This is a genomic window from Rhizobium sp. A22-96, assembly GCF_053521805.1.
The window spans coordinates 27,577-49,611 of the sequence record NZ_JBNWDQ010000002.1 but is presented as its reverse complement, the minus strand read 5'-3'; the positions used below and the strand labels follow the sequence as shown (position 1 = coordinate 49,611).

23 protein-coding genes are annotated in these 22,035 nt (G+C 59.7%); 14 read left to right on the top strand and 9 right to left on the bottom strand.

Annotated features, from left to right (window positions below; genetic code table 11):
- Nucleotides 1-80: 80 nt before the first annotated feature.
- From ACQZ6F_RS06745 to ACQZ6F_RS06695, 11 genes are all read left to right on the top strand, one after another.
- Nucleotides 81-923: an RNA methyltransferase gene (locus ACQZ6F_RS06745; RefSeq protein ID WP_449092349.1), complete on the top strand. Its 843-nt coding sequence runs from the start codon at nucleotides 81-83 to the stop codon at nucleotides 921-923.
- Nucleotides 904-1,704, top strand: coding sequence for a glutamate racemase (gene murI, locus ACQZ6F_RS06740; protein WP_077472698.1), 801 nt, complete (start codon nucleotides 904-906; stop codon nucleotides 1,702-1,704). The genes ACQZ6F_RS06745 and murI overlap by 20 nt, the downstream gene beginning before the upstream one ends.
- A gap of 2 nt (nucleotides 1,705-1,706) precedes the next feature.
- On the top strand, nucleotides 1,707-2,171 hold the full coding sequence (locus ACQZ6F_RS06735; protein WP_449092350.1) for an N-acetyltransferase family protein: 465 nt from the start codon (nucleotides 1,707-1,709) through the stop codon (nucleotides 2,169-2,171).
- A gap of 82 nt (nucleotides 2,172-2,253) precedes the next feature.
- Nucleotides 2,254-3,399, top strand: a complete 1,146-nt coding sequence (locus ACQZ6F_RS06730) for an alpha-hydroxy acid oxidase (protein ID WP_449092351.1) — start codon at nucleotides 2,254-2,256, stop codon at nucleotides 3,397-3,399.
- Between the two features lie 129 nt (nucleotides 3,400-3,528).
- Complete coding sequence (locus tag ACQZ6F_RS06725) at nucleotides 3,529-5,046, top strand: helicase HerA domain-containing protein (protein ID WP_077472700.1); 1,518 nt, start codon at nucleotides 3,529-3,531, stop codon at nucleotides 5,044-5,046.
- A 232-nt stretch (nucleotides 5,047-5,278) separates the two neighbouring features.
- Entirely contained in the window at nucleotides 5,279-5,896 is a 618-nt protein-coding gene (rpsD, locus tag ACQZ6F_RS06720) for a 30S ribosomal protein S4 (RefSeq protein ID WP_068387281.1), read from the top strand.
- Nucleotides 5,897-5,967: 71 nt separating this feature from the next.
- Nucleotides 5,968-6,897: a glutaminase gene (locus tag ACQZ6F_RS06715; RefSeq protein WP_449092352.1), complete on the top strand. Its 930-nt coding sequence runs from the start codon at nucleotides 5,968-5,970 to the stop codon at nucleotides 6,895-6,897.
- A 60-nt stretch (nucleotides 6,898-6,957) separates the two neighbouring features.
- On the top strand, nucleotides 6,958-7,839 hold the full coding sequence (ttcA, locus tag ACQZ6F_RS06710) for a tRNA 2-thiocytidine(32) synthetase TtcA (protein ID WP_077472702.1): 882 nt from the start codon (nucleotides 6,958-6,960) through the stop codon (nucleotides 7,837-7,839).
- A gap of 68 nt (nucleotides 7,840-7,907) precedes the next feature.
- Nucleotides 7,908-8,735: an inositol monophosphatase family protein gene (locus ACQZ6F_RS06705; protein ID WP_449092353.1), complete on the top strand. Its 828-nt coding sequence runs from the start codon at nucleotides 7,908-7,910 to the stop codon at nucleotides 8,733-8,735.
- Nucleotides 8,736-8,751: 16 nt separating this feature from the next.
- Complete coding sequence (locus tag ACQZ6F_RS06700) at nucleotides 8,752-9,576, top strand: inositol monophosphatase family protein (protein ID WP_449092354.1); 825 nt, start codon at nucleotides 8,752-8,754, stop codon at nucleotides 9,574-9,576.
- A gap of 117 nt (nucleotides 9,577-9,693) precedes the next feature.
- On the top strand, nucleotides 9,694-10,626 hold the full coding sequence (locus tag ACQZ6F_RS06695; RefSeq protein ID WP_449092355.1) for an adenylate/guanylate cyclase domain-containing protein: 933 nt from the start codon (nucleotides 9,694-9,696) through the stop codon (nucleotides 10,624-10,626).
- 15 nt (nucleotides 10,627-10,641) lie between these two features.
- On the opposite strand, the gene ACQZ6F_RS06690 is transcribed toward ACQZ6F_RS06695, so the two are convergent.
- From ACQZ6F_RS06690 to grxD, 3 genes are all read right to left on the bottom strand, one after another.
- Nucleotides 10,642-11,922, bottom strand: a complete 1,281-nt coding sequence (locus ACQZ6F_RS06690) for a multidrug effflux MFS transporter (RefSeq protein WP_449092356.1) — start codon at nucleotides 11,920-11,922, stop codon at nucleotides 10,642-10,644.
- Between the two features lie 13 nt (nucleotides 11,923-11,935).
- The gene (locus ACQZ6F_RS06685) at nucleotides 11,936-13,168 is read right to left on the bottom strand and encodes a multidrug effflux MFS transporter (protein WP_077472706.1); all 1,233 of its coding nucleotides are present in this window, start codon (nucleotides 13,166-13,168) and stop codon (nucleotides 11,936-11,938) included.
- Nucleotides 13,169-13,306: 138 nt separating this feature from the next.
- A complete protein-coding gene (gene grxD / locus ACQZ6F_RS06680; protein WP_077472707.1) occupies nucleotides 13,307-13,642 on the bottom strand; it encodes a Grx4 family monothiol glutaredoxin in 336 nt (111 codons plus the stop codon).
- 382 nt (nucleotides 13,643-14,024) lie between these two features.
- Here grxD and ACQZ6F_RS06675 point away from each other — a divergent pair, with 382 nt between their 5' ends.
- Both ACQZ6F_RS06675 and ACQZ6F_RS06670 read left to right on the top strand, forming a co-directional pair.
- The gene (locus ACQZ6F_RS06675; protein WP_077472708.1) at nucleotides 14,025-14,327 is read left to right on the top strand and encodes a hypothetical protein; all 303 of its coding nucleotides are present in this window, start codon (nucleotides 14,025-14,027) and stop codon (nucleotides 14,325-14,327) included.
- A gap of 236 nt (nucleotides 14,328-14,563) precedes the next feature.
- Complete coding sequence (locus ACQZ6F_RS06670) at nucleotides 14,564-15,763, top strand: hypothetical protein (protein WP_449092357.1); 1,200 nt, start codon at nucleotides 14,564-14,566, stop codon at nucleotides 15,761-15,763.
- Here ACQZ6F_RS06670 and ACQZ6F_RS06665 read toward each other — a convergent pair.
- From ACQZ6F_RS06665 to ACQZ6F_RS06650, 4 genes are all read right to left on the bottom strand, one after another.
- Nucleotides 15,749-15,982 carry a BolA family protein gene (locus ACQZ6F_RS06665; protein ID WP_004108912.1) on the bottom strand — a complete coding sequence of 78 codons (234 nt, stop codon included), beginning with the start codon at nucleotides 15,980-15,982 and terminating at the stop codon, nucleotides 15,749-15,751. The two genes, ACQZ6F_RS06670 and ACQZ6F_RS06665, sit on opposite strands and share 15 nt — an antisense overlap.
- A gap of 17 nt (nucleotides 15,983-15,999) precedes the next feature.
- Nucleotides 16,000-18,231 carry a phosphoribosylformylglycinamidine synthase subunit PurL gene (gene purL, locus ACQZ6F_RS06660; protein ID WP_449092358.1) on the bottom strand — a complete coding sequence of 744 codons (2,232 nt, stop codon included), beginning with the start codon at nucleotides 18,229-18,231 and terminating at the stop codon, nucleotides 16,000-16,002.
- A 171-nt stretch (nucleotides 18,232-18,402) separates the two neighbouring features.
- Nucleotides 18,403-19,017: an acyloxyacyl hydrolase gene (locus ACQZ6F_RS06655; RefSeq protein WP_449092359.1), complete on the bottom strand. Its 615-nt coding sequence runs from the start codon at nucleotides 19,015-19,017 to the stop codon at nucleotides 18,403-18,405.
- Nucleotides 19,018-19,136: 119 nt separating this feature from the next.
- The gene (locus tag ACQZ6F_RS06650) at nucleotides 19,137-20,555 is read right to left on the bottom strand and encodes an aminotransferase-like domain-containing protein (protein WP_077472712.1); all 1,419 of its coding nucleotides are present in this window, start codon (nucleotides 20,553-20,555) and stop codon (nucleotides 19,137-19,139) included.
- A 105-nt stretch (nucleotides 20,556-20,660) separates the two neighbouring features.
- Between ACQZ6F_RS06650 and ACQZ6F_RS06645 the strand changes: the two genes are divergently transcribed.
- Complete coding sequence (locus tag ACQZ6F_RS06645) at nucleotides 20,661-20,906, top strand: DUF1127 domain-containing protein (RefSeq protein ID WP_449092360.1); 246 nt, start codon at nucleotides 20,661-20,663, stop codon at nucleotides 20,904-20,906.
- Between the two features lie 41 nt (nucleotides 20,907-20,947).
- On the opposite strand, the gene ACQZ6F_RS06640 is transcribed toward ACQZ6F_RS06645, so the two are convergent.
- Together ACQZ6F_RS06640 and ACQZ6F_RS06635 are read right to left on the bottom strand one after the other, a co-directional pair.
- On the bottom strand, nucleotides 20,948-21,481 hold the full coding sequence (locus ACQZ6F_RS06640; protein WP_449092361.1) for an AAA family ATPase: 534 nt from the start codon (nucleotides 21,479-21,481) through the stop codon (nucleotides 20,948-20,950).
- A gap of 73 nt (nucleotides 21,482-21,554) precedes the next feature.
- Nucleotides 21,555-21,962, bottom strand: coding sequence for a hypothetical protein (locus ACQZ6F_RS06635; RefSeq protein ID WP_449092362.1), 408 nt, complete (start codon nucleotides 21,960-21,962; stop codon nucleotides 21,555-21,557).
- Nucleotides 21,963-22,035 lie beyond the last annotated feature (73 nt).

Sequence of the window (22,035 nt, the reverse complement as noted above, 5' to 3'; positions counted from 1 at the left end):
AAACCTTGCCCATCGGCTGCTCTCTCGTTATTCCGACCGTGATTTGCGCGATTAAGGTTCGCGCGCGGAGATAAAGCGTCATGGCAGGCACGAATAGCGAGCGTCAACTTCTGGCCGAAGGGCCGGCCGTCATTCTGGTCGAGCCGCAGATGGGCGAGAATATCGGCATGGTGGCGCGGGCCATGGCGAATTTCGGCCTCGCTGAATTGCGCCTCGTCAATCCGCGCGACGGCTGGCCGAACGAGCGGGCGCAGGCGACTGCCTCCAAGGCCGATCACATCATCGAGGCGACGAAGGTCTACGATACGCTGGAAGAGGCAATCGCCGATCTGAATTTCGTCTATGCGACGACGGCGCGGGAGCGCGATGGCTACAAGCCGGTCCGCTCGCCTGTGGTGGCTGCGGAGACGCTTCGTGCGCGGTTCAAGGCGGGCGAGGGTACCGGCATCCTCTTCGGGCGCGAGCGCTGGGGCCTGACGAATGAGGAAGTGGCGCTGGCAGATGAGATCGTGACTTTTCCGGTCAATCCGGCCTTCGCGTCCCTGAATATCGCCCAGGCCGTGCTGTTGATGTCCTATGAGTGGATGAAGTCGGGCATGGAGGATGTTGCCGAAGTGCCTTTCCAGGCGATCGAGCAGCGGCCTTCCACGAAGGATCAGCTCTTTGGCCTGTTCGACCAGCTCGAGGAGGCTTTGGATGCCCGTAATTATTTCCATCCCGCCGGGAAAAAGCCGAAAATGGTCGACAATCTCCGGGCTGTCCTGTCGCGCAGGGCGTTTACCGAACAGGAAATCAGCGTGCTGCGTGGCGTGATCTCGTCCCTCGACCGTTTTACGCGGAATGCTCCTCGCGGCAGCGGCTCGCATCCCCGGCCCTCCAAAACGCCCAAGGAAACCACGAACGATGACAGCAGCGGCGAATGAGCTGAAACCGGTTCTGGTCTTTGACTCCGGTATTGGCGGGCTTACCGTTTTGCGTGAGGCGCGGGTACTGATGCCGGAGCGCGGTTTCATCTATGTCGCCGACGATGCCGGCTTTCCCTATGGTGGCTGGGAGGAGCAGGCGCTGAAGGAACGCATCGTCGGTCTCTTCGAAAAGCTGCTTGTGCAGTACGATCCGGAAGTCTGCATCATCGCTTGCAACACGGCCTTTACGCTTGTCGGCGCCGATCTGAGGGCTGCCTTTCCAACGATGACGTTTGTCGGAACGGTCCCCGCGATCAAGCCGGCGGCGGAGCGCACCCGCTCCGGTCTGGTCTCTGTGCTGGCGACACCGGGCACCGTGAAGCGTGCCTACACCCGCGACCTGATCCAGTCCTTCGCCACCCAATGCCATGTCCGGCTTGTGGGATCGGAGAATCTGGCTCGTCTGGCGGAAGCGTATATTCGCGGCGATGCGGTTTCCGACGAGGCAGTGCTCACCGAGATCGATCAATGCTTCGTCGAGATGGATGGGCGCAAGACCGACATCGTTGTGCTGGCCTGCACGCATTATCCGTTCATGGCGAATATCTTCCGCCGGCTGGCGCCATGGCCGGTCGACTGGCTGGATCCCGCTGAGGCGATCGCAAGGCGTGCGCGTAGCCTGGTTCCACAGGTGGCCGACGCCGTTCATCCCGACAATTTCGACTTTGCAATGTTCACCTCCGGCGCGCCGGATTTCCCGACCCGGCGGTTGATGCAGGGTTTTGGACTGAAGGCTTGATGATGACGGACAGAATATCGTTGCGTAAACTCGATCGCGTGGACATGCCGGCGGCAGCAGCAGTTCATCGCGCTTCCTTCGACGAGCGCCTCCCGACGCTCTCCGGACTGCACACACCGGAGGAGGATGTCGGCTTCTGGAGTGCAGTTGTGTTCAAGGACTGTCAGATCTGGGGCGCGGAAGAGGATGGCCGGCTCGTGGGCGTTATCGCCTTTCTGGAGGATTGGATCGATCAGCTCTACGTTCTGCCTGAAGCGCAGGGGCGTGGCATCGGTAGCCGATTGCTCGATGTCGCCAAATCGGCCTATCCGATGCTCTCGCTCTGGACATTCCAGAGAAACGAGCCTGCGCGCCATTTTTACGAAAAGCACGGCTTCTTCGTGGTTGACGAGTCGGACGGGGCGGGCAATGAGGAGAGGGAGCCGGATGTGCTTTACAAATGGGAAGCACGATTGCATCGGTTGTAAGTCGGATTGCGCGGCGGGATATTGGGAGATCGATATTTGATGTCTTTTGAAAATGGTTGCAGTTTCATCGTCGAGGCAAGCCATGCGCCTGCGTGACTGCCATAATTTCCATGATTTTCGCGCTCTGGCGAAGGGCCGTCTGCCTGGTCCTATCTTCAATTACATCGATGGTGCTGCCGACGACGAAGTGACGCTTCGGCGCAATACTGCGAGTTTCGAGAGCTGCGATCTCGTGCCGAACGTTCTTCGCGGCGTCAGCGAGATCGACATGTCTGTCACCGTCATGGGGCAAAAGCTCGCGACGCCCTTCTATTGCTCGCCGACGGCTCTGCAGCGACTTTTCCATCACCAGGGCGAGAATGCGGTTGCGGCGGCAGCGGCTTCGCTCGGCACCATGTTCGGCGTCTCTTCGCTTGGCACGGTCAGTCTTGAGGAAATCCGCAAGAGGCATGCGGGACCGCAGGTGTACCAGTTCTATTTCCATAAGGATCGTGGGCTGAACCGGGCGATGATGGAGCGGGCGAAGGAAGCGGGCGTCAACGTCATGATGCTGACGGTCGACAGTATTACCGGCGGCAATCGTGAGCGCGACCTTCGCACCGGCTTCTCCATTCCCTTCAAGCTCAATCTCGCCGGCATCGCACAATTCGCCATCAAACCGGCCTGGGCGTTGAATTATGTCACCCACGAGAAATTCCGCTTGCCGCAGCTCGACGAGCATGTGGACATGAGCGGCGGCGCGATGTCGATCGGCAAATACTTCACCGAGATGCTCGATCCGTCGATGAACTGGAACGATGTCGCCGAAATGGTGAAGCATTGGGACGGGCAGTTCTGCTTGAAGGGCATCATGTCGGTCGAGGACGCCAAGCGCGCCGTCGATATCGGATGCACCGGCATCGTGCTTTCGAACCATGGTGGCCGGCAATTGGACGGCTCGCGGTCGGCATTCGATCAACTGGCCGAGATCGTCGATGCCGTCGGTCACCGTATCGATGTCATGATGGATGGCGGCATCCAGCGTGGTACACACGTGCTGAAGGCCCTGTCGCTCGGCGCCAAGGCGGTTGGTCTCGGCCGCTTCTACCTCTATCCGCTGGCCGCTGCCGGTCAGGCGGGCGTCGAACGGGCGCTTCGGCATTTGCGCACCGAGATCGAGCGGGACATGAAGCTGATGGGCTGCACTTCCGTCAGCCAGTTGTCGCGGGCAAATCTGCGGTTTCGCTGACATCGCGATTGCCTGTGGGTTTTTTCAATCCACGGGCGCGAAGCTTGGAAATCTTTGCTAGACGGAGGCGCGTCCTTTCAGAAAGATAGGACGAATGCGCATTTGATTCTTGATCATAGGGGAAGTGCATTGCAGGTCGGCATCGACATGGGAACGGCGTCCGGCGGGACCAGCGCCCAGCTCGATATCGAGGAGCTGCTGGCGACCCGTTTGCTCGTACAGGGCAATTCCGGCTCCGGAAAATCGCATCTGCTGCGCCGCCTGCTGGAGCAGTCGGCGCAATGGGTGCAGCAGGTCATCATCGATCCTGAAGGCGACTTCGTCACGCTGGCCGACAAGTTCGGGCATGTGGTCGTCGATGGAGAGCGCACCGAGGCAGAGCTTGCCGGCATCGCTAACCGTATCCGCCAGCATCGTGTGTCCTGCGTATTGACGCTCGAAGGGCTCGATATCGAGCAGCAGATGCGTGCCGCGGCCGCCTTCCTTAATGGCATGTTCGATGCCGATCGCGAATTCTGGTATCCGGTGCTTGTCGTGGTCGACGAGGCCCAGATGTTTGCGCCGTCCGTGGGCGGCGACGTCTCCGAAGACGCACGCAAGATGTCGCTGGGTGCCATGACCAACTTGATGTGCCGCGGCCGAAAGCGCGGTCTTGCCGGCGTCATCGCCACGCAGCGACTGGCAAAGCTTGCCAAGAACGTTGCGGCAGAGGCTTCCAACTTCCTGATGGGCCGCACCTTCCTCGATATCGACATGGCGCGTGCCGCCGACCTGCTCGGCATGGATCGCCGTCAGGCCGAAATGTTCCGCGATCTGAAGCGCGGCAATTTCGTAGCGCTCGGCCCGGCGCTGTCGCGGCGGCCATTGCCGATCACCATCGGTTCCGTCGAAACCTCGGCGCGTTCATCGAGCCCGAAGCTGATGCCGTTGCCGGATGCGCCGCAGGATGTGGAAGATCTGATCTTCACGCCGGACCCGGAAGAGTTTTCCAAGGCCATCGTGCGTCGCACAGCGCCTGCGCCGCGTCCGACGACCGACATTCTGGCCGAGCTTTCCCGCTCCGTGCCGGCGGCAAGTTCGGCTCCGGCCGAGCCGAGGGTCAGCCAGCCGGAACTATCGAGCGAAGATCGTGAGGCGAGGGTGGGCACCGTGCTCTCCGAAATCCTGGACGATCCGGCTTCGGGTTTTCGCACGGATTCGGTGCTCTATCAGGAGTTCCTCGTCCGGTTGCGCATGCGCCGCGTTCCCGGTGCGCCGATGAGCCTCTCGGAGTTCCGTCGCCGCGTGGCGATCGTACGTTCCGGCGCCGACGAAGCGATCATGGCGACCGATCAGTGGGCAACGGCTCTTTCGCTCTCCACGAGCGTCACTGATGATCTGCAGGGTGTCTTTTTGATGCTGGCCAAGGCGGCGATCGGCAGCGAGCCATGTCCATCCGACGCCCGTATCGCCCGCGCCTACGGCACGCATTCGGCCCGTCGCGCCCGGCGTCTGCTCAGTTATTTCGAGGAGCAGGGCAGCGTTGTCGTCCACACGGACTTCTCCGGCAAGCGCATCGTCGCTTTCCCGGATATGGGATGCCAGACTGTGCCGGGCGACGCCAATGCGCCTGATCTTGATGACGGCGAGCAAGCGGCGGCGGAATAGCGGCCGTATTCTTGCTGAAGAGCGCCAGGCGCTGTTGACATTTTCATGACGACCCCTTAGAGACCGCCCCAACGCCGGGCAGAAATGTCCGGTGTTTCATTTGACATGTCCCGTGGCTTTCTCCGTTCGCTAATGTGAGAAGCCTGTCAGAGCTCGAAAACGGAGTTCAGAGGAGGGCGTGTTTCCTTCGCGGTTCGGCAACGGGCCGCGGCAACGTTTGAAAGGAAATGCGATGAGCAAGCGCGAATCGTCCAAGTACAAAATTGACCGCCGTATGGGCGAGAACATCTGGGGTCGTCCGAAGTCCCCGGTAAACCGTCGCGAATACGGCCCGGGCCAGCACGGCCAGCGCCGCAAGGGCAAGCTTTCGGACTTCGGCGTGCAGCTGCGCGCCAAGCAGAAGCTGAAGGGCTACTACGGCGACCTGCGCGAGAAGCAGTTCCGCGCCATCTTCGCTGAAGCTGACCGCCGCAAGGGCGATACCTCGGAAAACCTGATCGGCCTGCTCGAATCGCGCCTCGACGCGATCGTGTACCGCGCCAAGTTCGTTCCGACCGTCTTCGCAGCGCGTCAGTTCGTCAACCATGGCCACGTCACGGTCAACGGCGTTCGCGTCAACATCGGTTCGTTCCGCTGCAAGGCTGGTGACGTCATCGAAGTTCGCGAAAAGTCCAAGCAGCTGGTTACCGTTCTGGAAGCGGTTTCTCTCGCTGAACGCGACGTTCCGGACTACATCGAAGCCGACCACAACAAGATGGTTGCGACCTTCGCTCGCGTTCCGGCTCTTGCCGACGTGCCGTATGCCGTCGTCATGGAACCGCATCTGGTCGTCGAATTCTATTCGCGTTAATAAGCGGATATTCTTCTTGATGAATGGAAAAGCCGCTCCCTTCGAGCGGCTTTTTTGTCTTGGAGCGCTCTATGACCGATTTGCAGGCAGTTCTTGACAGCATCCATGCTGAGCTTTCGCCGCGCATCGGCGAAGGCAAGGTCGCCGATTATATTCCGGAGCTCGCCAAGGTCGATCCGAAGCAGTTCGGTATGGCGATCGCGACGGTCGACGGAGAGGTTCATAGTGTCGGCGATGCCGATGTAGCCTTTTCCATCCAGAGCATTTCCAAGGTGTTCATGCTGACGCTGGCGCTTGGCAAGGTCGGCGAAAGCCTGTGGAAGCGCGTCGGACGCGAGCCGTCAGGCACAGCTTTCAACTCGATCGTCCAGCTCGAGCGTGAAGAAGGCATTCCCCGCAATCCTTTCGTCAATGCCGGCGCCATTGCCGTCAGCGATGTGGTGTTGTCAGGTCATGCGCCGCGCGAGGCGATCGGCGAACTCCTGCGCTTCGTGCGCTATGTGGCCGATGACGAAACGATCACCATCGACGACAGGGTGGCGCGGTCGGAGACACAAACGGGTTTCCGCAATTTCGCGCTCGCCAATTTCATGCGTGCCTATGGCAATCTCGACCATCCGGTCGAGCACACGCTCGGCGTCTATTTCCATCAATGCGCTCTTTCGATGAGTTGCCAACAGCTTGCCAAGGCGGGGCTCTATCTCGCCGCACGCGGCAGCAATCCGATCGCGGGCCATTCGGTCGTCTCGCCGAAGCGGGCGCGACGCATCAATGCCTTGATGCTGACCTGCGGCCACTATGATGGCTCGGGCGACTTCGCCTATCACGTCGGCCTTCCCGGCAAGAGCGGCGTCGGCGGCGGCATTCTGGCCGTAGCGCCGGGCATCGGCTCCATCGCCGTGTGGTCGCCGGGCCTGAACAAGGTTGGCAATTCTCAGCTCGGCGCGGTGGCGCTGGAAATGCTGGCAGCACGCACGGGCTGGTCGGTATTCGGCGATTGATGCGGTGTCTTCTTGCCGTGCTTTCTGCTATCAGCGTGGCAAGATACTGAGGACTATGGAATGAATATCGCAACGACGGTGATGGACGAAATCGATATCGAGGCTGAAGACGCCAGCTCCGGCGTGCATCCGATGTTTTTCGACGCGCCTCGGTCCGTCTCCTTCAACAAGCTCCGCAAGCGGCTTTTGCGGCAGGTGCGTCAGGCTCTGGAGGATTTCCAGATGCTGAAGGGGCAGAAGCGCTGGCTGATCGGCATTTCCGGCGGCAAGGATTCCTATGGGCTGCTGTCGCTGCTGCTCGACCTGAAATGGCGCGGTCTGCTGCCGGTGGATCTGATCGCCTGCAATCTCGATCAAGGCCAGCCGAACTTTCCGAAACATGTCCTGCCGGAATATCTGGCCAAGATCGGCGTCGAGCATCGTATCGAATATCGTGACACCTATTCCATCGTGAAGGAAAAGGTGCCTGAGGGTGCCACCTATTGTTCGCTCTGTTCGCGTCTGCGCCGCGGCAATCTCTATCGCATCGCACGCGAAGAGGGCTGCGATGCACTGGTGCTCGGACATCACCGCGAGGATATCCTCGAAACCTTCTTCATGAACTTCTTCCATGGTGGTCGTCTGGCCTCGATGCCGGCAAAGCTTCTGAACGACGAGGGTGACCTGATGCTGCTGCGTCCGCTCGCCTATGCCGCCGAAGACGACCTCGCCAAGTTTGCCGCCGCCATGCAGTTTCCGATCATCCCCTGCGATCTCTGTGGTTCGCAGGATGGTCTGCAACGCAACGCGATGAAGGACATGCTTGCCGATATCGAGCGGCGGATGCCGGGCCGCAAGGATACGATGCTGCGCGCGCTGGCGCATGTGAATCCTTCGCATCTGCTCGATCCCAAGCTCTTTGATTTTGCTGGTCTGATGACCGGGCAAACAGATACCAATTAGGCAGTTTTGCCACACCAGCGTCATCGAATCGGTCATAAGAGGAAGCCCTTTCAAAACAGAGGCCTCCGATGACTTTCTCCGATACGGACTTCGACTATCTGATGACGATCGTTGCCGAGGCGGCGGCGCAGGAAATCCTGCCGCGGTTCCGCAATCTGGATGACGCCGACATATCGGAAAAAACCTCGGCCATCGATCTGGTGACGGAGGCCGATCTCCTTGCCGAGAAGCATATCACCGCGGCGCTGAAGGCGCGCTTTCCAGGCGCTCTTATCGTTGGCGAGGAGGCCTATGAGGCCGATAAGTCGGTGGTACCGGCGTTAGCACATGCGGATTTGGCCTTTACCATCGATCCTGTGGACGGCACGTTCAATTTCGCGGCGGGACTGCCGGTGTTCGGCACGATCGTCGCCGTTGTCGCCAAGGGCGAGACCATTGCCAGCCTCATCTACGATCCAGTCCTTGGAGATAGCGTCACAGCCATGCGTGGTGCCGGTACCTTCCTGCGTCGGCAAACGGGACAGGCTAGGCGGCTTTCGGTTGCGACACCTGCTCCGCTCAGCGCCATGACCGGCGCGATATCCTGGGGGCATATGGATGAGCCGGAAAGGTCGCGCATCTGCGCCAATCTCGCAAAGACACGCATGACGTTCTCGCTCAATTGTTCGGCTCATGAATATTGGATGGTGGCTTCAGGCAAATGGCATTTCATCGGCCATTCCAAGCTGATGCCCTGGGATCATCTCGCCGGCGTGCTGGCGCATCAGGAGGCCGGCGGCTATACGGCCAAATTCGACGGCTCACCCTATCGTCCCGGTGAAACGACGGGCGGCATTATCTCTGCGCCGGATAGGGATAGCTGGCAAACGATCCGCCGGGACATTATCGGCGACTGAAAGGAAGGACCATATCATGACATCGCTCGTTGACATCACCACCCTCGCTCATGTGTTGCGCCGCGCCGCGCAGATGGAAATCTTGCCGCGCTTCCGCAGGCTTGGCAGCGATGATGTCCGCGTCAAGAGCGAAGCGACGGATCTGGTGACCGAGGCCGACGAACGCGCCGAGCGGATGGTGAAGGCCGAGGTATCACGCCTCTGGCCCGAGGCGCTCTTCATCGGTGAGGAATCGGTGGCGGCCGATCCGACCCTGCTGGACAAGCTGTCCGGCGCGGATCTGGCCATCATCGTCGATCCCGTGGATGGCACGTTCAATTTCGCCTCCGGCATCCCGGCCTTCGGCGTCATGGCTTCGGTGATCTCCAAGGGCGAAACGGTTGCCGGGGTCATCTTCGATCCGATGGGCGATGACTGGGTGCTGGCGGAACGCGGCAGTGGCGCCTGGTTGCGCCGGCCGGATGGCGAGACGTTGCGCCTGAAGGTCGCCCCACCGGTTGCGCTGGAGGACATGATCGGCATGGCATCGACCGGCTTCCTGCCGAAGGGCAAGCGGGCGGAGATCATGGGTAATCTCGCCAAGGTGCGTTATTCCACCAACTATCGCTGTGCTGCGCACGAATATCGCACGCTCGCCGGCGGCCACGTCCATTATCTCATGTACAACAAGCTGATGCCCTGGGATCATCTGGCCGGCACGCTCATCTCGCAGGAATCCGGCGCTTATGCCCGTCGCTTTGACGGTTCGCCCTATCTGCCGCAGCATCTCGATGGCGGACTGTTGATCGCAGTCGACAAGGATTCCTGGGAGCTGCTGAGGCGCGAGGTTTTCACCGTATAGCCGGCCGCATCGTTCGGCTCGGCGACCGGCGTGACCACTTGGAAAGTCACGCCGGGAAGGCTATCTTCTTGGTAGAGGCAAGCGCCACGGTCGGCGCCTGCCGAGAGGATGAGGCAGATGTCCGAGACGAGCCGCAAGCTGACCACCATCTTCTGCGCTGACGTGCAGGATTACACGCGTCTGATGGGCAGGGATGAGGAGGGAACGCTTGCGACCCTTCGCCGATATCGCGATGCCATGACGCGGTTGATCGAGGCGCATGGCGGCCGGGTGATCAATACCTGGGGTGACGGCGTCTTTGCCGAGTTTCCAAGCGTCGTGGAAGCCGTGCGGGCAGCCGTTGACGTCCAGAACGAGCTTGCCGGCTACAATGCTGCGATAGATACTGAAAAGCAGATGCTGTTTCGCATCGGTCTCAACCTTGGCGATGTGATCGCCGATGGCAGTGATCTCTATGGTGACGGTGTCAATATCGCAGCGCGACTTCAGTCGCGGGCCGCTCCCGGCGGCATCGTTATCTCCAATACCGTCTACGATCAGGTCCGCAACAAGGTCGCTGTCGGCTTCGATTTCCTCGGTCAGCTCGAGGTCAAGAATATCGAGGGTGGCGTGCCAAGCTATGCGGTACGCGTCGGTGGCGTGCAGGTGGTTGATACCACGACCACCGAATATCGGCCCAACCCGCAGCCAGCTCCGTCGCGGGCGCCGGATATGGCAGCGAGAACACCGCTGCTGCAGGATTGGCGGCTTAATTACGGGACGCCGCTGATCATCTGCGTCGGTCTTGCCGTACTCAATGGACTGACCTGGAGCGGTGAGTTCTGGGCGAAATGGCCGATACTCATCATTCTCTGGGTCAACGCTTACCGCTTCGTTCGCAGCAACAAGCAGGTCGACATGGCGATTGCCAGCCTTGTGATCACCGGTATCGGCATCGTCGCAATCAATCTGTTCACATGGCACGGTACGCCATGGGCGGTCTGGCCGCTGTTCGGGCTGGCGATCGCCGCTGCGGTGCGCTGGGTCAGCCGTCCGCGCAGCGGCGTTTGAGGAAGGTCACGTCGATCAGACGTGACCCATGCCGGGCTCCAGCGCCGGCGTATCGCCGGGATGGGTGAAGAGCTTGCCGCGCTCGGCCCATAGGGTTGCTAGGATCGTGAGCGCACCGAATATGGTGAAGCCGGCGATCAGCGGCTGGGCAGTTCCATCGAACATCTGGCCGACGATACCACCAAGGAGAACGCCGACCGTCGTGGAAATCGAGCTGGTGATGGCAGCTGCCGTGCCCGCCAGATGTCCCATCGGCTCCAGGCTGATGGCCATGCAGTTGGTGGTGATGACTGCGAACATCATCAACATGATCGAGATCAGCACATAGATGAAGGTGAAGCTTGGCTGGCCGAACATGCCGACGATGTAGCCGACAGCGCCGAGAAGGGTGAAGACGATCATGGCTGCATGGGAAATGCGGCGCATGCCGAAGCTGCGGACGAAATAGCCGTTGGCGAACTGCGCCACCGCTGTACCGGCGGCCGTTGCCGCAAAGGCGATCGGGAATGTGTCTCCGAGACCATAGACTTCGCCGAAGACCTGCTGCACCGAGACGATGTAAGCGCAGATCACGCCGGTGTAGAGCGTCAGGCCGATCATGTAGCCGCAGGTGATGCGGTTGGTCAGGACCGTCTTGAAACCGGAGATCACGGATGCGACCGAAAGCGGCAGGCGCTCTTCGACAGGAAGCGTTTCCTTCATGCGGAAATAGGCGACGAGGAACAGGCCGGCGCTGACGATGCCGATCAGGATGAAGATCCATTGCCAGTTGGAATAGGCAACGATCAACTGGCCGACGAAGGGTGCAACCATCGGCATGATCATGAAGACGATCATGACGTAGGACATGACGCGCGCCATTTCACGGCCACCGAAGCAATCGCGGACGATGGCGAGCGTGGTGATGCGCACGGCTGCAGCGCCGACGCCTTGGGCGAAGCGCAGAGCAAGCAGGGCGAAGAGACTGCCGCTCCAGGCTGCTGCGAACAGCGTCACCGTGTAGAAGGCGAGGCCCCCGAGCAGAATGCGACGCCGGCCATAGGTATCCGACAGGCTGCCGAAGAAGAGCTGGCAGATGCCGAAGCCGAGGAAATAGACGCCGATGACAAGCTGCGTATCATTGGGGTTGGCGACATTGAGGGATTGGCCAATGTTCGGAAGCGCCGGCAGCATGCTGTCGATGCCCATCGAAATGCTCGCCGTCATCAATGCGATGATGAAGATGAATTCGACTATGCCGAGGCCGATGCGGTTGGAGCCGGATTGGGCCGGCGTATGGTCTTGAGGCGGGGTCATGTGAATGTGCCTGTCAATGCAATGCGAGGGATTGGTCGGCCGGTGGCGGCGCGTTGTGCGGGCGGAACAGCCGCCCTTTTTCGGCAATCAGCACGAACATCAGGCCGATCAGCGAGACGGTGAAATAACCGATGACCATCGGTGTCGCGGTTCCGTTGAAATACTGGCCGATGCCGGCGCCGATCGATGCGCCGCCGACCGTGCTCATGAAGCCGAGCACAGAGGATGCGGTTCCGGCGACGTGGCCTAGTGGCTCCATCGCGAGTGAGTTGAAATTCGAGCCGATCCAGCCGAACTGGAACATGGCCAGCGCGAAAAAGATCATGAACAGCGGGAAAGGCATTGGCGCCGGGCCGTAAAGTTGCACCATCAGCCAGATGAAGGTGATGAAGGAGAAGCCGAGCAGGGCGGCATGCGACAGCCGCCGCATGCCGAAGCGGCCGACGAGCTGCGAATTAATGAAGGAAGACAGGGCCATGAACAGCGCCACACCGCCAAAGGCGACGGGTGTATAGACGCCAAGTCCGTAAATGCCGCTGTAGATCTGCTGGGCGGAATTGATGAAGCCGAAGAGTGCTCCGAACAGGAACGTGCTGGCGATGGTGTAACAGAGCGCAACGCGGTTGGTCAGAACCATCTTGAACCCGGATGCGACCGACCTGACGGTCAGCGGCCTTACATTCTCGGGCCTCAGCGTCTCGGGAAGCCGGAAATACATCCACAGACCGACAAGCGTCGCCATGGTTCCGATGAAGACGAAGATCATGTGCCAGGTGCTGACGAGCATGATGATCTGGCCGCTTCCAGGCGCGATGACCGGAACGATCATGAAGACCATCATGATCAACGACATAACCTCGGCCATCAATCGGCCGCCAAAGACGTCGCGGACGATGGAGATGGTGATGACGCGCGTTGCCGCCGAGCCAAGGCCCTGAATGAAGCGCAGTGCAAGCAGTCCGGCAAAGGATGGAATGAGGGCGATGCCGAAGGCCGAGACGACATAGACGACAATGCCGATCAACAAGGGGATTCGGCGACCGAAACGATCCGACAGCGGCCCATAAATGAGCTGTGCCGAGCCGAAGCCGATCAGATAAGCGGTAACCACATATTGCCGATGGTTCTCGTTCTCGACGCCGAGACTGGAGCCGATCTGCTGCAGGGCAGGGAGCATGATATCGATGGCCAGCGAATTGATCGCCATCAGAAAGGCCGCGAGCACGATGAACTCGCGTTTGCCCATGGGCAGCTGCCCCTGGGACATAGCCTGGGATGAAGTCGTCACGGTTTTATTCCCATAAACATATCAAGGCGCTGCCCGGCGGCAGCGCCTTATCGATCGAATTGAACATGGAAACCGGACGAGAAGCCCGGTGACCGGTCAGGAGGCGGCGCGAACGGTGATGCCGCTTTCCTGGAAGTGCTGCTGCAACTCGCCCGCCTGGAACATTTCGCGCACGATATCACAGCCGCCGATGAATTCGCCCTTCACGTAAAGCTGGGGAATGGTCGGCCAGTTGGAATAGTCCTTGATGCCCTGACGGATCTCGGCGTCTGCGAGGACATTGATGCCCTTATAATCTACGCCGATATAGTCAAGAATCTGGACCACCTGGCCCGAGAAACCACACTGCGGGAACTGGGGCGTGCCCTTCATGAAGAGAACAACGTCGTTATTCTTTACTTCATTTGCGATGAATTCGTTGATGCCGCTCATTGTCCAGTTCCTTTCACATGCGGGGTCAAGGCCCGCAGCGTTAAATCTGTTCCCATAAATAGCAAGCGACCGATTGGATTTCCAGACGCAAAACGTACCGTATGTCTTTTTCATCGCATGAATGAATTTTCGATGCGCGCGACTGGGAGAGTTGCGGAATCTGTCGATTAGCCATTTTTCTTGAACAGTGCGTTTTGAAATCGCCTCTTCAACTCGAAGACTGAACAACACAAATAAATCGGAAGCAAGGGGCGATTAATATTAGGGTGCTATCTAATTTACAAACGGCCGGTATGTTTGTTAGAGTCGGTCGAGTGGTGCGATTTGGCGCGCATCGGTTCCTTGCTGAGGATTGCATTCGTATTTTGAGGGAGCGAACACCATGAGCCATCATCATTATTCCGAGGGCCAGGTTGGTGAAGAGCGTGAGTTTTATAGCTCTGAAGAGACGAGTGAGGGCGAGCGGGAGTATTATGAGCATGTCCGCACCCCAAAAGCATCGATACTAAACAGCACTGTTACCGTCAGTGCCATCGTGCTGATTCTCAGCATAGCATTCGGCTATCGCGCGTCGATCGAGCCAACGCCGCAACTGGCCACGCCGCCGATCGTCGAGAAGATCATGACGGCACCGCCGACGGATCCATGTGCGGAGATGTCGCCTTATCCTGGCCGGGAGTGCTGATCTGAACTGGTTTTCTCGTGTTCAAGCCGATGGTCCATGCCATTCCGTTTGGGGAACAGATGGGTATTTCTTCGGAATGCCCTTCGGTTTCGGGCGCGCATGACGATACTCTTTTGATTTTTCATGTTTTTCGAATGGCTTTGTGGAATACTGCCATGAAAAAGCCGATAGCGCGTGGTTTTCGCATCGCTCTGTGTATCTGACGCCGTAAGCCTGCCCCGGGGACTGACAACATTATGAACAATATCAGGAAGAGGGTAGTTCTCCACTTCCCTGGCTTCGAGCCATTGGATGCTACTGCGCATCGCGCCCGCTACGAACGTTCGGCGAGGCAGGCTGGTGCCGTGTGGGATTTTTCCGTTAGCCTCGGCGAGTTGAAGAATTTTGGCCGGGCGCCCTATTTCGACGTGAGTACGGCCGGTGGTGAGTGGCAGACCCAAAGCCGTGTTCACGTTGTCGATCACGACGATCTGGTTACGGCACTGAATGGCAGGCCCTTTTTTACCCGGATGGCGCAAGGTTATCTAGCGGCCGCGCGAGTTGCGTCTTCGGGAGGGATGACTGGCTATTTTCGCCATGCCTGGCGTTTTGGTCTGTTCTTCATCTTCCCGTTCCTGCTGATGCTCATCGGGCTTTTGCTCAGCCTTTCCATTGCATTTACGCCGTTCATGTTCGGATTGCCGGCCTGGAGTCATATTGGCAGCATCGCGTTGGCGGTGGCCTTCTTCGTCTACATTTTCCTGCCGCAGGCCGAAAAGCTGCATACGCTGCATCTCTTTTCCGATTGGGAGATGGCCGTTGCGATGGCCGGCCTGAATGGCATCGGCGGCGAGCAATGGATCGAGGCATGCGCGATCAGCGTACGACAGGCGCTGGATGAGTCCGATGCCGATGAAATCGTTATTTCCTCACACAGCATGGGATCGTCGGTGGCGACCCATGTCGTCGGCCTTCTGCTCGAGCGTGAACCTGAGCTCCTTCGCGGCAAGCGGGTGGTGTTTGTGACGCTGGGGAGCGCCATTCTGCAATGCGCCCTGATGCGGCCGGCAACGGTGCTGCGCTCGCGTGTCGGTCTGCTCGCGCGCTGCAAGGATATCTTCTGGCTGGATGTGCACTGTCTGACCGACGCGATCCATTTCTACAAGACGAAGGTTGTTGAGGTTTGCGGGCATCCGGATGCCGAACAGGCATCGATCCTGTTCATACGCTTCAAGCAGATGCTATCGGCAAAGCACTATGCCAAGATCAAGCGCGATTTCCTGCGGGTTCACCGGCAATATGTGCTGGGGCCGGACGTGCGCGCGTTCTTCGATTTTACCCTGATGACCTCAGGCCCGTTGCCGGCATCGCGCTTCGCGGAATTTTCTGTGAAAAACATGCCGGAGCTGACGGTCAACTCCGGCATTGAAGCGCAGGTCGTCTCAGTCGGGCGCTGACGTCTGCAGCGCCAGGGCGTGCAGGACGCCGCCCATATTACCCTTCAGGGCATCATAGACCATCTGGTGTTGCTGGACGCGGCTCTTGCCGCGGAAAGCTTCCGCGACAACTTCAGCGGCGTAGTGATCACCATCCCCAGCTAGGTCGCGAATGGTCACCTTGGCTCCGGGAATGCCGGCTTTGATCATGTCTTCGATATCGCCGGGGTTCATTGGCATGGGTGGTATACCTCGATCTATTCTGCTGCAGCGAGAGCGCTGCCATCCATGAAGGCAGGAAACCACGATTCATGCGCATCGCGCAACTGTTCAACCGGAAGCGACAGCACGCCATTGATGACAAGCGCATCACCGCCGATGGTGCCGAGGCGACGGAAGGGAACGCCGGCGCTTTCCGCATTGATGCAGACGAAATCGGCGACATCGGCCGGAACGGCGATGACGTAGCGCGCCTGATCCTCACCGAAAAGCGCTGCATGCGTCGGCGTTTTGCCTTCGCTCAGATCGATTTTCAGGCCCTTGCGGGATGCCATCGCCATTTCGGCAAGAGCCAATGCCAGGCCGCCCGATGAGATATCATGGCAGGCCGTGACCTGGCCGTTGCGGATCGCGGAGCGGACGAAATCGCCGTTGCGGCGCTCGGCAAAGAGATCGACTTCCGGAGCCGGACCTTCGGTTGAGCCGAGAATATCGCGCAGGTAGATAGAGGAGCCGAGATGGCTGCCGTCAAGGCCGATCATCAGGACACGGTCACCTTCAGAGGCAGAGCCGATGCGGGCCATCGCCTTCCAGTCCGGCAGCAGGCCGACGCCGGCAATGGTGGGGGTCGGCAGGATGGCGACGCCATTGGTCTCGTTGTAGAGTGAGACGTTGCCCGAGACGATCGGGAAATCCAGAGCGCGGCAGGCTTCGCCGATGCCCTTGATGGCGCCGACCAGCTGGCCCATGATCTCGGGCTTTTCCGGGTTGCCGAAATTGAGGTTGTCGGTCGCGGCAAGCGGCTCGGCGCCGGTTGCGGTGATGTTGCGCCAGCATTCGGCCACGGCCTGCTTGCCGCCTTCGAATGGATCGGCTTCGACGTAACGCGGTGTCACATCCGACGAGAATGCCAGCGCCTTGGTGGCATGGCCTTCGACGCGGACGACGCCGGCGTCGCCGCCCGGAAGCTGCAACGAATTGCCCTGGATCAGCGTATCGTACTGTTCATAGACCCAACGGCGGCTGGACTGGTTGGCGGAGCCGACCAGCTTCAAAAGTGCGTGGCCGTAGTCTTCCGGTGCAGCCACGAGATCGGAGGGCAAGGCAGCGCGTTTGTCGGCTTCGCGCCACGGGCGGTCATATTCCGGAGCCTGATCACCGAGATCCTTGATCGGCAGGTTGGCAACTTCCTCGCCCTGATGGATGACGCGGAAGCGCAGGTCGTCGGTCGTCTTGCCGACGATGGCGAAATCCAGACCCCACTTTACGAAGATCGCCTTGGCGACGGCTTCCTTTTCCGGCTGCAGCACCATGAGCATGCGCTCCTGGCTTTCCGACAGCATCATTTCGTAGGCGGTCATCTGCTCTTCGCGCACCGGCACCTTATCGAGCTCGAGCTCAATGCCGAGGTCGCCCTTGGCGCCCATTTCGACGGCGGAGCAGGTGAGGCCGGCCGCACCCATGTCCTGGATGGCAATGACGGCGCCCGTCTGCATAAGCTCCAGGCAGGCTTCCAGCAGGCACTTTTCGGTGAAGGGGTCGCCGACCTGAACGGTCGGACGCTTTTCCTCGATCGATTCGTCGAATTCGGCCGACGCCATGGTGGCGCCGCCGACGCCGTCACGGCCGGTCTTGGCGCCGAGATAGACGACGGGCAGGCCGACGCCCTTGGCTTCCGACAGGAAGATGGCATTGGACTTGGCAAGGCCGGCTGCAAAGGCATTGACCAGGATATTGCCGTTGTAGCGCGCATCGAACTCGACTTCGCCGCCGACTGTCGGCACGCCGAAGGAATTGCCATAGCCGCCGACGCCTGCGACGACGCCGGAGACGAGATGGCGGGTCTTCGGATGGTCCGGCTCGCCGAAGCGCAGCGCGTTCATCGCGGCAACCGGGCGGGCACCCATGGTGAAGACGTCGCGCAGGATGCCGCCGACGCCTGTGGCAGCGCCCTGATACGGCTCGATGTAGGAGGGGTGGTTGTGGCTTTCCATCTTGAAGACGACGCAATCGCCATCATCGATGTCGACCACGCCGGCGTTCTCGCCGGGGCCCTGGATGACGCGAGGTCCCTTGGTTGGCAGGGTGCGAAGCCACTTTTTGGAGGATTTGTACGAGCAGTGCTCGTTCCACATGGCCGAGAAGATACCGAGCTCAGTAAAGGAAGGCTCGCGGCCGATCAGATCCAGAATGCGCTGATATTCATCCGGCTTCAGGCCGTGGGAGGCAATCAGTTCGGGGGTGATCTGGATCGTATTGGAAATGGTCATGGGCGCTCGAGGGTCCTTGCCTGGAAAGGGTTTGAAGGCCGGTCAGGGGATCGAGGTCTCTTTAGCGCAAGTCAACCTGCCGTGCGACAGGAAAATCACCGGCGTTCACAACACGCCGGCATTCATAACAAGTAAGCAGCAGTGCGGCCATTTGCGGCCGCACGCCAACGATTAGAATTTGTAGCCGACCAGAAGGCCGACACGCGTCATGCCGCCGTTCGGACCATCACAAAGATTGGCATTCGAGGAATGCGCGATCTGCGCCATCATGTTCCAATGGCTGTCGAAATTATATCCGAGACCGGCATATTCGTGGAAAAGGAAGCGACAGCCGAGCATCGGGCCGTGTTCTCTCCAGTCATCGATATTGCCGGTATGTACCGTTCCGCCGAAGCCAGCTTCGGTGAAGATGCCGTTGCTGTGCGTCAGCGTCCAGGAAAGGCCGGCATAGACCTGGGTCGCCGATCCGGCGGTGCCGATCGAGGTTCCCAAATGGATGCGCGGATGGGCCAACTGATCTTTCCAATCAGCGGTCGGATTGTAGCCGAACGGATTGAAGAGCACTTCGACGTCAGGCAAAACACCCTTTTCGTGATCGTATCCATTCTGGATCGATCCACTCGCTCCGAAACGGAGTTCGTCGAAAATCTTAGGTGCCGGTGTGGCCGCAACCGCATCGGCGGCACTCGCGGCGGACTCACCTGCAAAAAATATCGAACTGATTGCCAGAAAACTCGCAACTAAACGCTTGCTCAAATTGCATGCTGAAACGCTATCGATGGCCATGCACTCCCCCTGGTATGGCGGGCGACTCATGACTTATTGATAGAATGGTAGGGTGCTAGGAGTCGAGATGGGAGAATCAAAATCTCACATGCCAGTTGTCGATAATTGCTAAGGCTTGCTTAAATGTGACTATCGTAGCCCGATGAGCCGTTTTCCAGCAGCCGACGCAGCGTCATAAAACCTGCAGCAACGTCCTCCCGTCGCTTCGGGGATGAGAAAGCGACTCGAACGCGGTGATAGACCTTCTCCATGCGCGCCGCCTTGAACTCGTCTTCATCGTCAATGAGGACGCCGTCGGCAATGGCGGCATTCTTGAAGGTGCCTGACAACCAGGGTTCAGGCAGCTTCAACCACAGGAACGGCAGATGCGGGTGGGAGTTGAACTCGAATCCTGCGAGCGCCTCCTGTGCAATTTGCTCACGCGCCCTGATTTCCTCGACCGATTTGCGGCGAAGATCCAGTGCGTGGCCGCCCAGCACCAGGCGGGCGCAGGTTTCGGCCAGAATGAAGGGCAGGCCTCCGGTGGTCATCTTGTGCGTGACCTTGATGCGCTGCGCGAAATGCGGGGGGCAGGCGACCCAGCCGCCGCGCACGCCGGCCGTCACGGATTTCGCCAGGCTGCTGACGACGAAAGTGCGCTCGGGTGCGATGGCTGCCATCAATGGATTCTGGTCGCCGGTCATGCCGCCGTAGAGATCGTCCTCAATCAGCCAGACACTGTGTCTGCGTGCAATGGCGGCGATCGCGCGCCGGCGCGATTCCGGCATTGTCACCAGAGTAGGATTATGTGCGGTCGGCATCAGGAAGGCCAGACGCGGATGCTGCTGCTGGCATAGCCGCTCGAAATCATCTGGAATCATGCCGTGCTCGTCGGAATCGACCAATATGGAGCGTCGTCCGAGGAGGCGGGTGGCTCGGCTGATCTGGGTGTAGGTCAGGTTTTCGAAGACAATCTTGTCGCCTGGCGAGGTGACGGCCGAGATGACGGCAATGGCGCCGGCATGGGCGCCCAGCGTCGGCACGACGGTCTCAATGTCGGGCTTCCAGCCGTTGCGGGCAAGCCAGATCTGTCCTGCCTCAAACCAGCTCGTCGGAAAATTCCTGGAATAGGAGGAGATTTCCGACTGATGCTCGCTGCTGATATCAGCGAACAATTTGCCAATGATCTCGCCCTGGCCGATGTCCGGAGCGGCCGTCGTATCGAAGCGTATCCTCGCATCGGGCGTATTGAGGCCGCGGGTGCCGGCAAGCGCCTGGGTGATCGGGTCCACCTGTTCGATCTGCTTGCCGTTCGAACGCTCCAACACATAGGTGCCGCGACCGACCTCGCCGGCGACAAGACCGCGCTCGTGCACCAGCGCATAGGCGCGGCTCACCGTGCCGATGGTGACGCCGATATCGTAGGCAAGGTTGCGTTGAGGCGGCAATTTCGTGCCGGGCGGCAGAACGCCATGGGTGATCGCGTTCTCGATGCTGTCGGCAACGCGGATATAGACCGGTCCGTTGCCACTGGAAATGTCAGGGAGCCAATTTGTCATAATGACAATTTCCTAGATTGTCTTGGTTATGGAGTCAATACTAAGTGTCAATTGTATCGTTTGGCTCGGTACGTAACCTAATGTCACCATCAAGCGAGCAGTGAAATGAGTACAATTGATACAATCTGTCGGACCGACGGCAAGAAGGCCTTTACTCCGGCCCGAGATGCAGGAGTGGCGCAGCCAAAGTCCCGTGTCGCGTATAGTCTCTGGACGTCCTTGTTGCTGTGGGTGCAGAAACGCGAATGTCGGCGGGCGCTGCGGGACTTGACGAATGATCAGTTGAGCGATGTCGGGCTGACACGAAGCGAGGCCAGGGCCGAGGTCAGCAAGTCGTTCTTCTGGGATTGAAGCGAGACGGCGCGCCAGTACCACGGCGGCTTGTGTTCTGCTTAACCCAGCCCCAGAATGGAATGAACGAAATCGGCGCGTTCCTCCACGCCGATTTTCGGCAGGATATGGGCCTGATAGCCGAGTGCAGGATAATCGATCGTCAAGCGATCATACTCGGTGATGGCGTCGGAGAGGTCATGTCTTCGCTCGTGATCCCCGACATATATCTCCGGCCATGGCGGCGTGAGGAAGACATGCCTGTTATAGCGATGCGACTGACCGAGGGTCGTCAAGGCCGGCTCGCCGGTAAGCTGTTGGAGTGCCGACGCCGCGTCGATCAATCCTCTGTCGAAGAAGACGATGCCGGGAAGCTTCGCGGCTGCCTCGCGGTCGGCGAGTGATACATCGATCGCCCTGCGGACGAAGGCGGTGACATCCACCCATGGTAACGCGGAGCCGCCGCTATCCAGCTCCTGAGTGACAATGCGCCGACCCGGTTCCTCGACCACACGGTGGCCGCGCAGCCTTAGCGCTTCCAGCAGCGTCGATTTACCGCCGCCCGAGCAACCTGAAAGAATCACGAATCTATCCATGACAATGGTCCCTGAAGTTGAGGGCACGTCATGCTTTGGCTGCGGCGTCGCAGAATGCGAGCGGGCTATTGGCCTAGGTGCAGCTCTTCGAGCCCGCAGCCCAGCGATTGACGTCGCCTGTGATACGGCCGCCGGAGGCGCCGTTCATCATCGGACCGAAGGCCTGCAATTGGGCCGGGCTGCCTTCCGCCTGAACAACCAGGGATGGACGGCCGGTCGGATGTTTCTTGTCGACCACGAGAATGCGCGGACGACCGGTAAAGGAATTAAGCTCCGGAGAGAGCTGATAACCGGCAAAGGCCGGGTCGGATGACTTGAACCAGCAGGCGCTGGCATTGAGCATGACGCGCTCCATCGTCGACAGCGCGCTGTGATCGGTCGCGATTATGCTCGGCGGACGCGGACCGCACGAAGTTACCAGAAGCCCAAGCATCGCGATGGCAGCGGCGGAGTAAAGTCCTGTCAGGAGGCGAGGGCGCATCAATCTCTTTCCAATAAGCGGTTAGGTCCGGCTTTGCCGAAGGAGCAGAACGGCTTTTTTACCGACGCCCTGC

What these genes read in the sequence shown, in the direction of transcription:
- ACQZ6F_RS06690 (WP_449092356.1), bottom strand. Translation starts at nt 11,922, where the DNA reads ATGACCCCGCCTCAAGACCATACGCCGGCCCAATCCGGCTCCAACCGC.
- ACQZ6F_RS06670 (WP_449092357.1), top strand. Translation starts at nt 14,564, where the DNA reads ATGAACAATATCAGGAAGAGGGTAGTTCTCCACTTCCCTGGCTTCGAG.
- grxD (WP_077472707.1), bottom strand. Translation starts at nt 13,642, where the DNA reads ATGAGCGGCATCAACGAATTCATCGCAAATGAAGTAAAGAATAACGAC.
- ACQZ6F_RS06705 (WP_449092353.1), top strand. Translation starts at nt 7,908, where the DNA reads ATGACTTTCTCCGATACGGACTTCGACTATCTGATGACGATCGTTGCC.
- ACQZ6F_RS06745 (WP_449092349.1), top strand. Translation starts at nt 81, where the DNA reads ATGGCAGGCACGAATAGCGAGCGTCAACTTCTGGCCGAAGGGCCGGCC.
- ACQZ6F_RS06730 (WP_449092351.1), top strand. Translation starts at nt 2,254, where the DNA reads ATGCGCCTGCGTGACTGCCATAATTTCCATGATTTTCGCGCTCTGGCG.
- rpsD (WP_068387281.1), top strand. Translation starts at nt 5,279, where the DNA reads ATGAGCAAGCGCGAATCGTCCAAGTACAAAATTGACCGCCGTATGGGC.
- ACQZ6F_RS06665 (WP_004108912.1), bottom strand. Translation starts at nt 15,982, where the DNA reads ATGCCAATGAACCCCGGCGATATCGAAGACATGATCAAAGCCGGCATT.
- ACQZ6F_RS06640 (WP_449092361.1), bottom strand. Translation starts at nt 21,481, where the DNA reads ATGGATAGATTCGTGATTCTTTCAGGTTGCTCGGGCGGCGGTAAATCG.
- murI (WP_077472698.1), top strand. Translation starts at nt 904, where the DNA reads ATGACAGCAGCGGCGAATGAGCTGAAACCGGTTCTGGTCTTTGACTCC.
- ACQZ6F_RS06650 (WP_077472712.1), bottom strand. Translation starts at nt 20,555, where the DNA reads ATGACAAATTGGCTCCCTGACATTTCCAGTGGCAACGGACCGGTCTAT.
- ACQZ6F_RS06645 (WP_449092360.1), top strand. Translation starts at nt 20,661, where the DNA reads ATGAGTACAATTGATACAATCTGTCGGACCGACGGCAAGAAGGCCTTT.
- ACQZ6F_RS06675 (WP_077472708.1), top strand. Translation starts at nt 14,025, where the DNA reads ATGAGCCATCATCATTATTCCGAGGGCCAGGTTGGTGAAGAGCGTGAG.
- purL (WP_449092358.1), bottom strand. Translation starts at nt 18,231, where the DNA reads ATGACCATTTCCAATACGATCCAGATCACCCCCGAACTGATTGCCTCC.
- ACQZ6F_RS06695 (WP_449092355.1), top strand. Translation starts at nt 9,694, where the DNA reads ATGTCCGAGACGAGCCGCAAGCTGACCACCATCTTCTGCGCTGACGTG.
- ACQZ6F_RS06735 (WP_449092350.1), top strand. Translation starts at nt 1,707, where the DNA reads ATGACGGACAGAATATCGTTGCGTAAACTCGATCGCGTGGACATGCCG.
- ACQZ6F_RS06655 (WP_449092359.1), bottom strand. Translation starts at nt 19,017, where the DNA reads ATGGCCATCGATAGCGTTTCAGCATGCAATTTGAGCAAGCGTTTAGTT.
- ACQZ6F_RS06715 (WP_449092352.1), top strand. Translation starts at nt 5,968, where the DNA reads ATGACCGATTTGCAGGCAGTTCTTGACAGCATCCATGCTGAGCTTTCG.
- ACQZ6F_RS06700 (WP_449092354.1), top strand. Translation starts at nt 8,752, where the DNA reads ATGACATCGCTCGTTGACATCACCACCCTCGCTCATGTGTTGCGCCGC.
- ttcA (WP_077472702.1), top strand. Translation starts at nt 6,958, where the DNA reads ATGAATATCGCAACGACGGTGATGGACGAAATCGATATCGAGGCTGAA.
- ACQZ6F_RS06635 (WP_449092362.1), bottom strand. Translation starts at nt 21,962, where the DNA reads ATGCGCCCTCGCCTCCTGACAGGACTTTACTCCGCCGCTGCCATCGCG.
- ACQZ6F_RS06685 (WP_077472706.1), bottom strand. Translation starts at nt 13,168, where the DNA reads ATGGGCAAACGCGAGTTCATCGTGCTCGCGGCCTTTCTGATGGCGATC.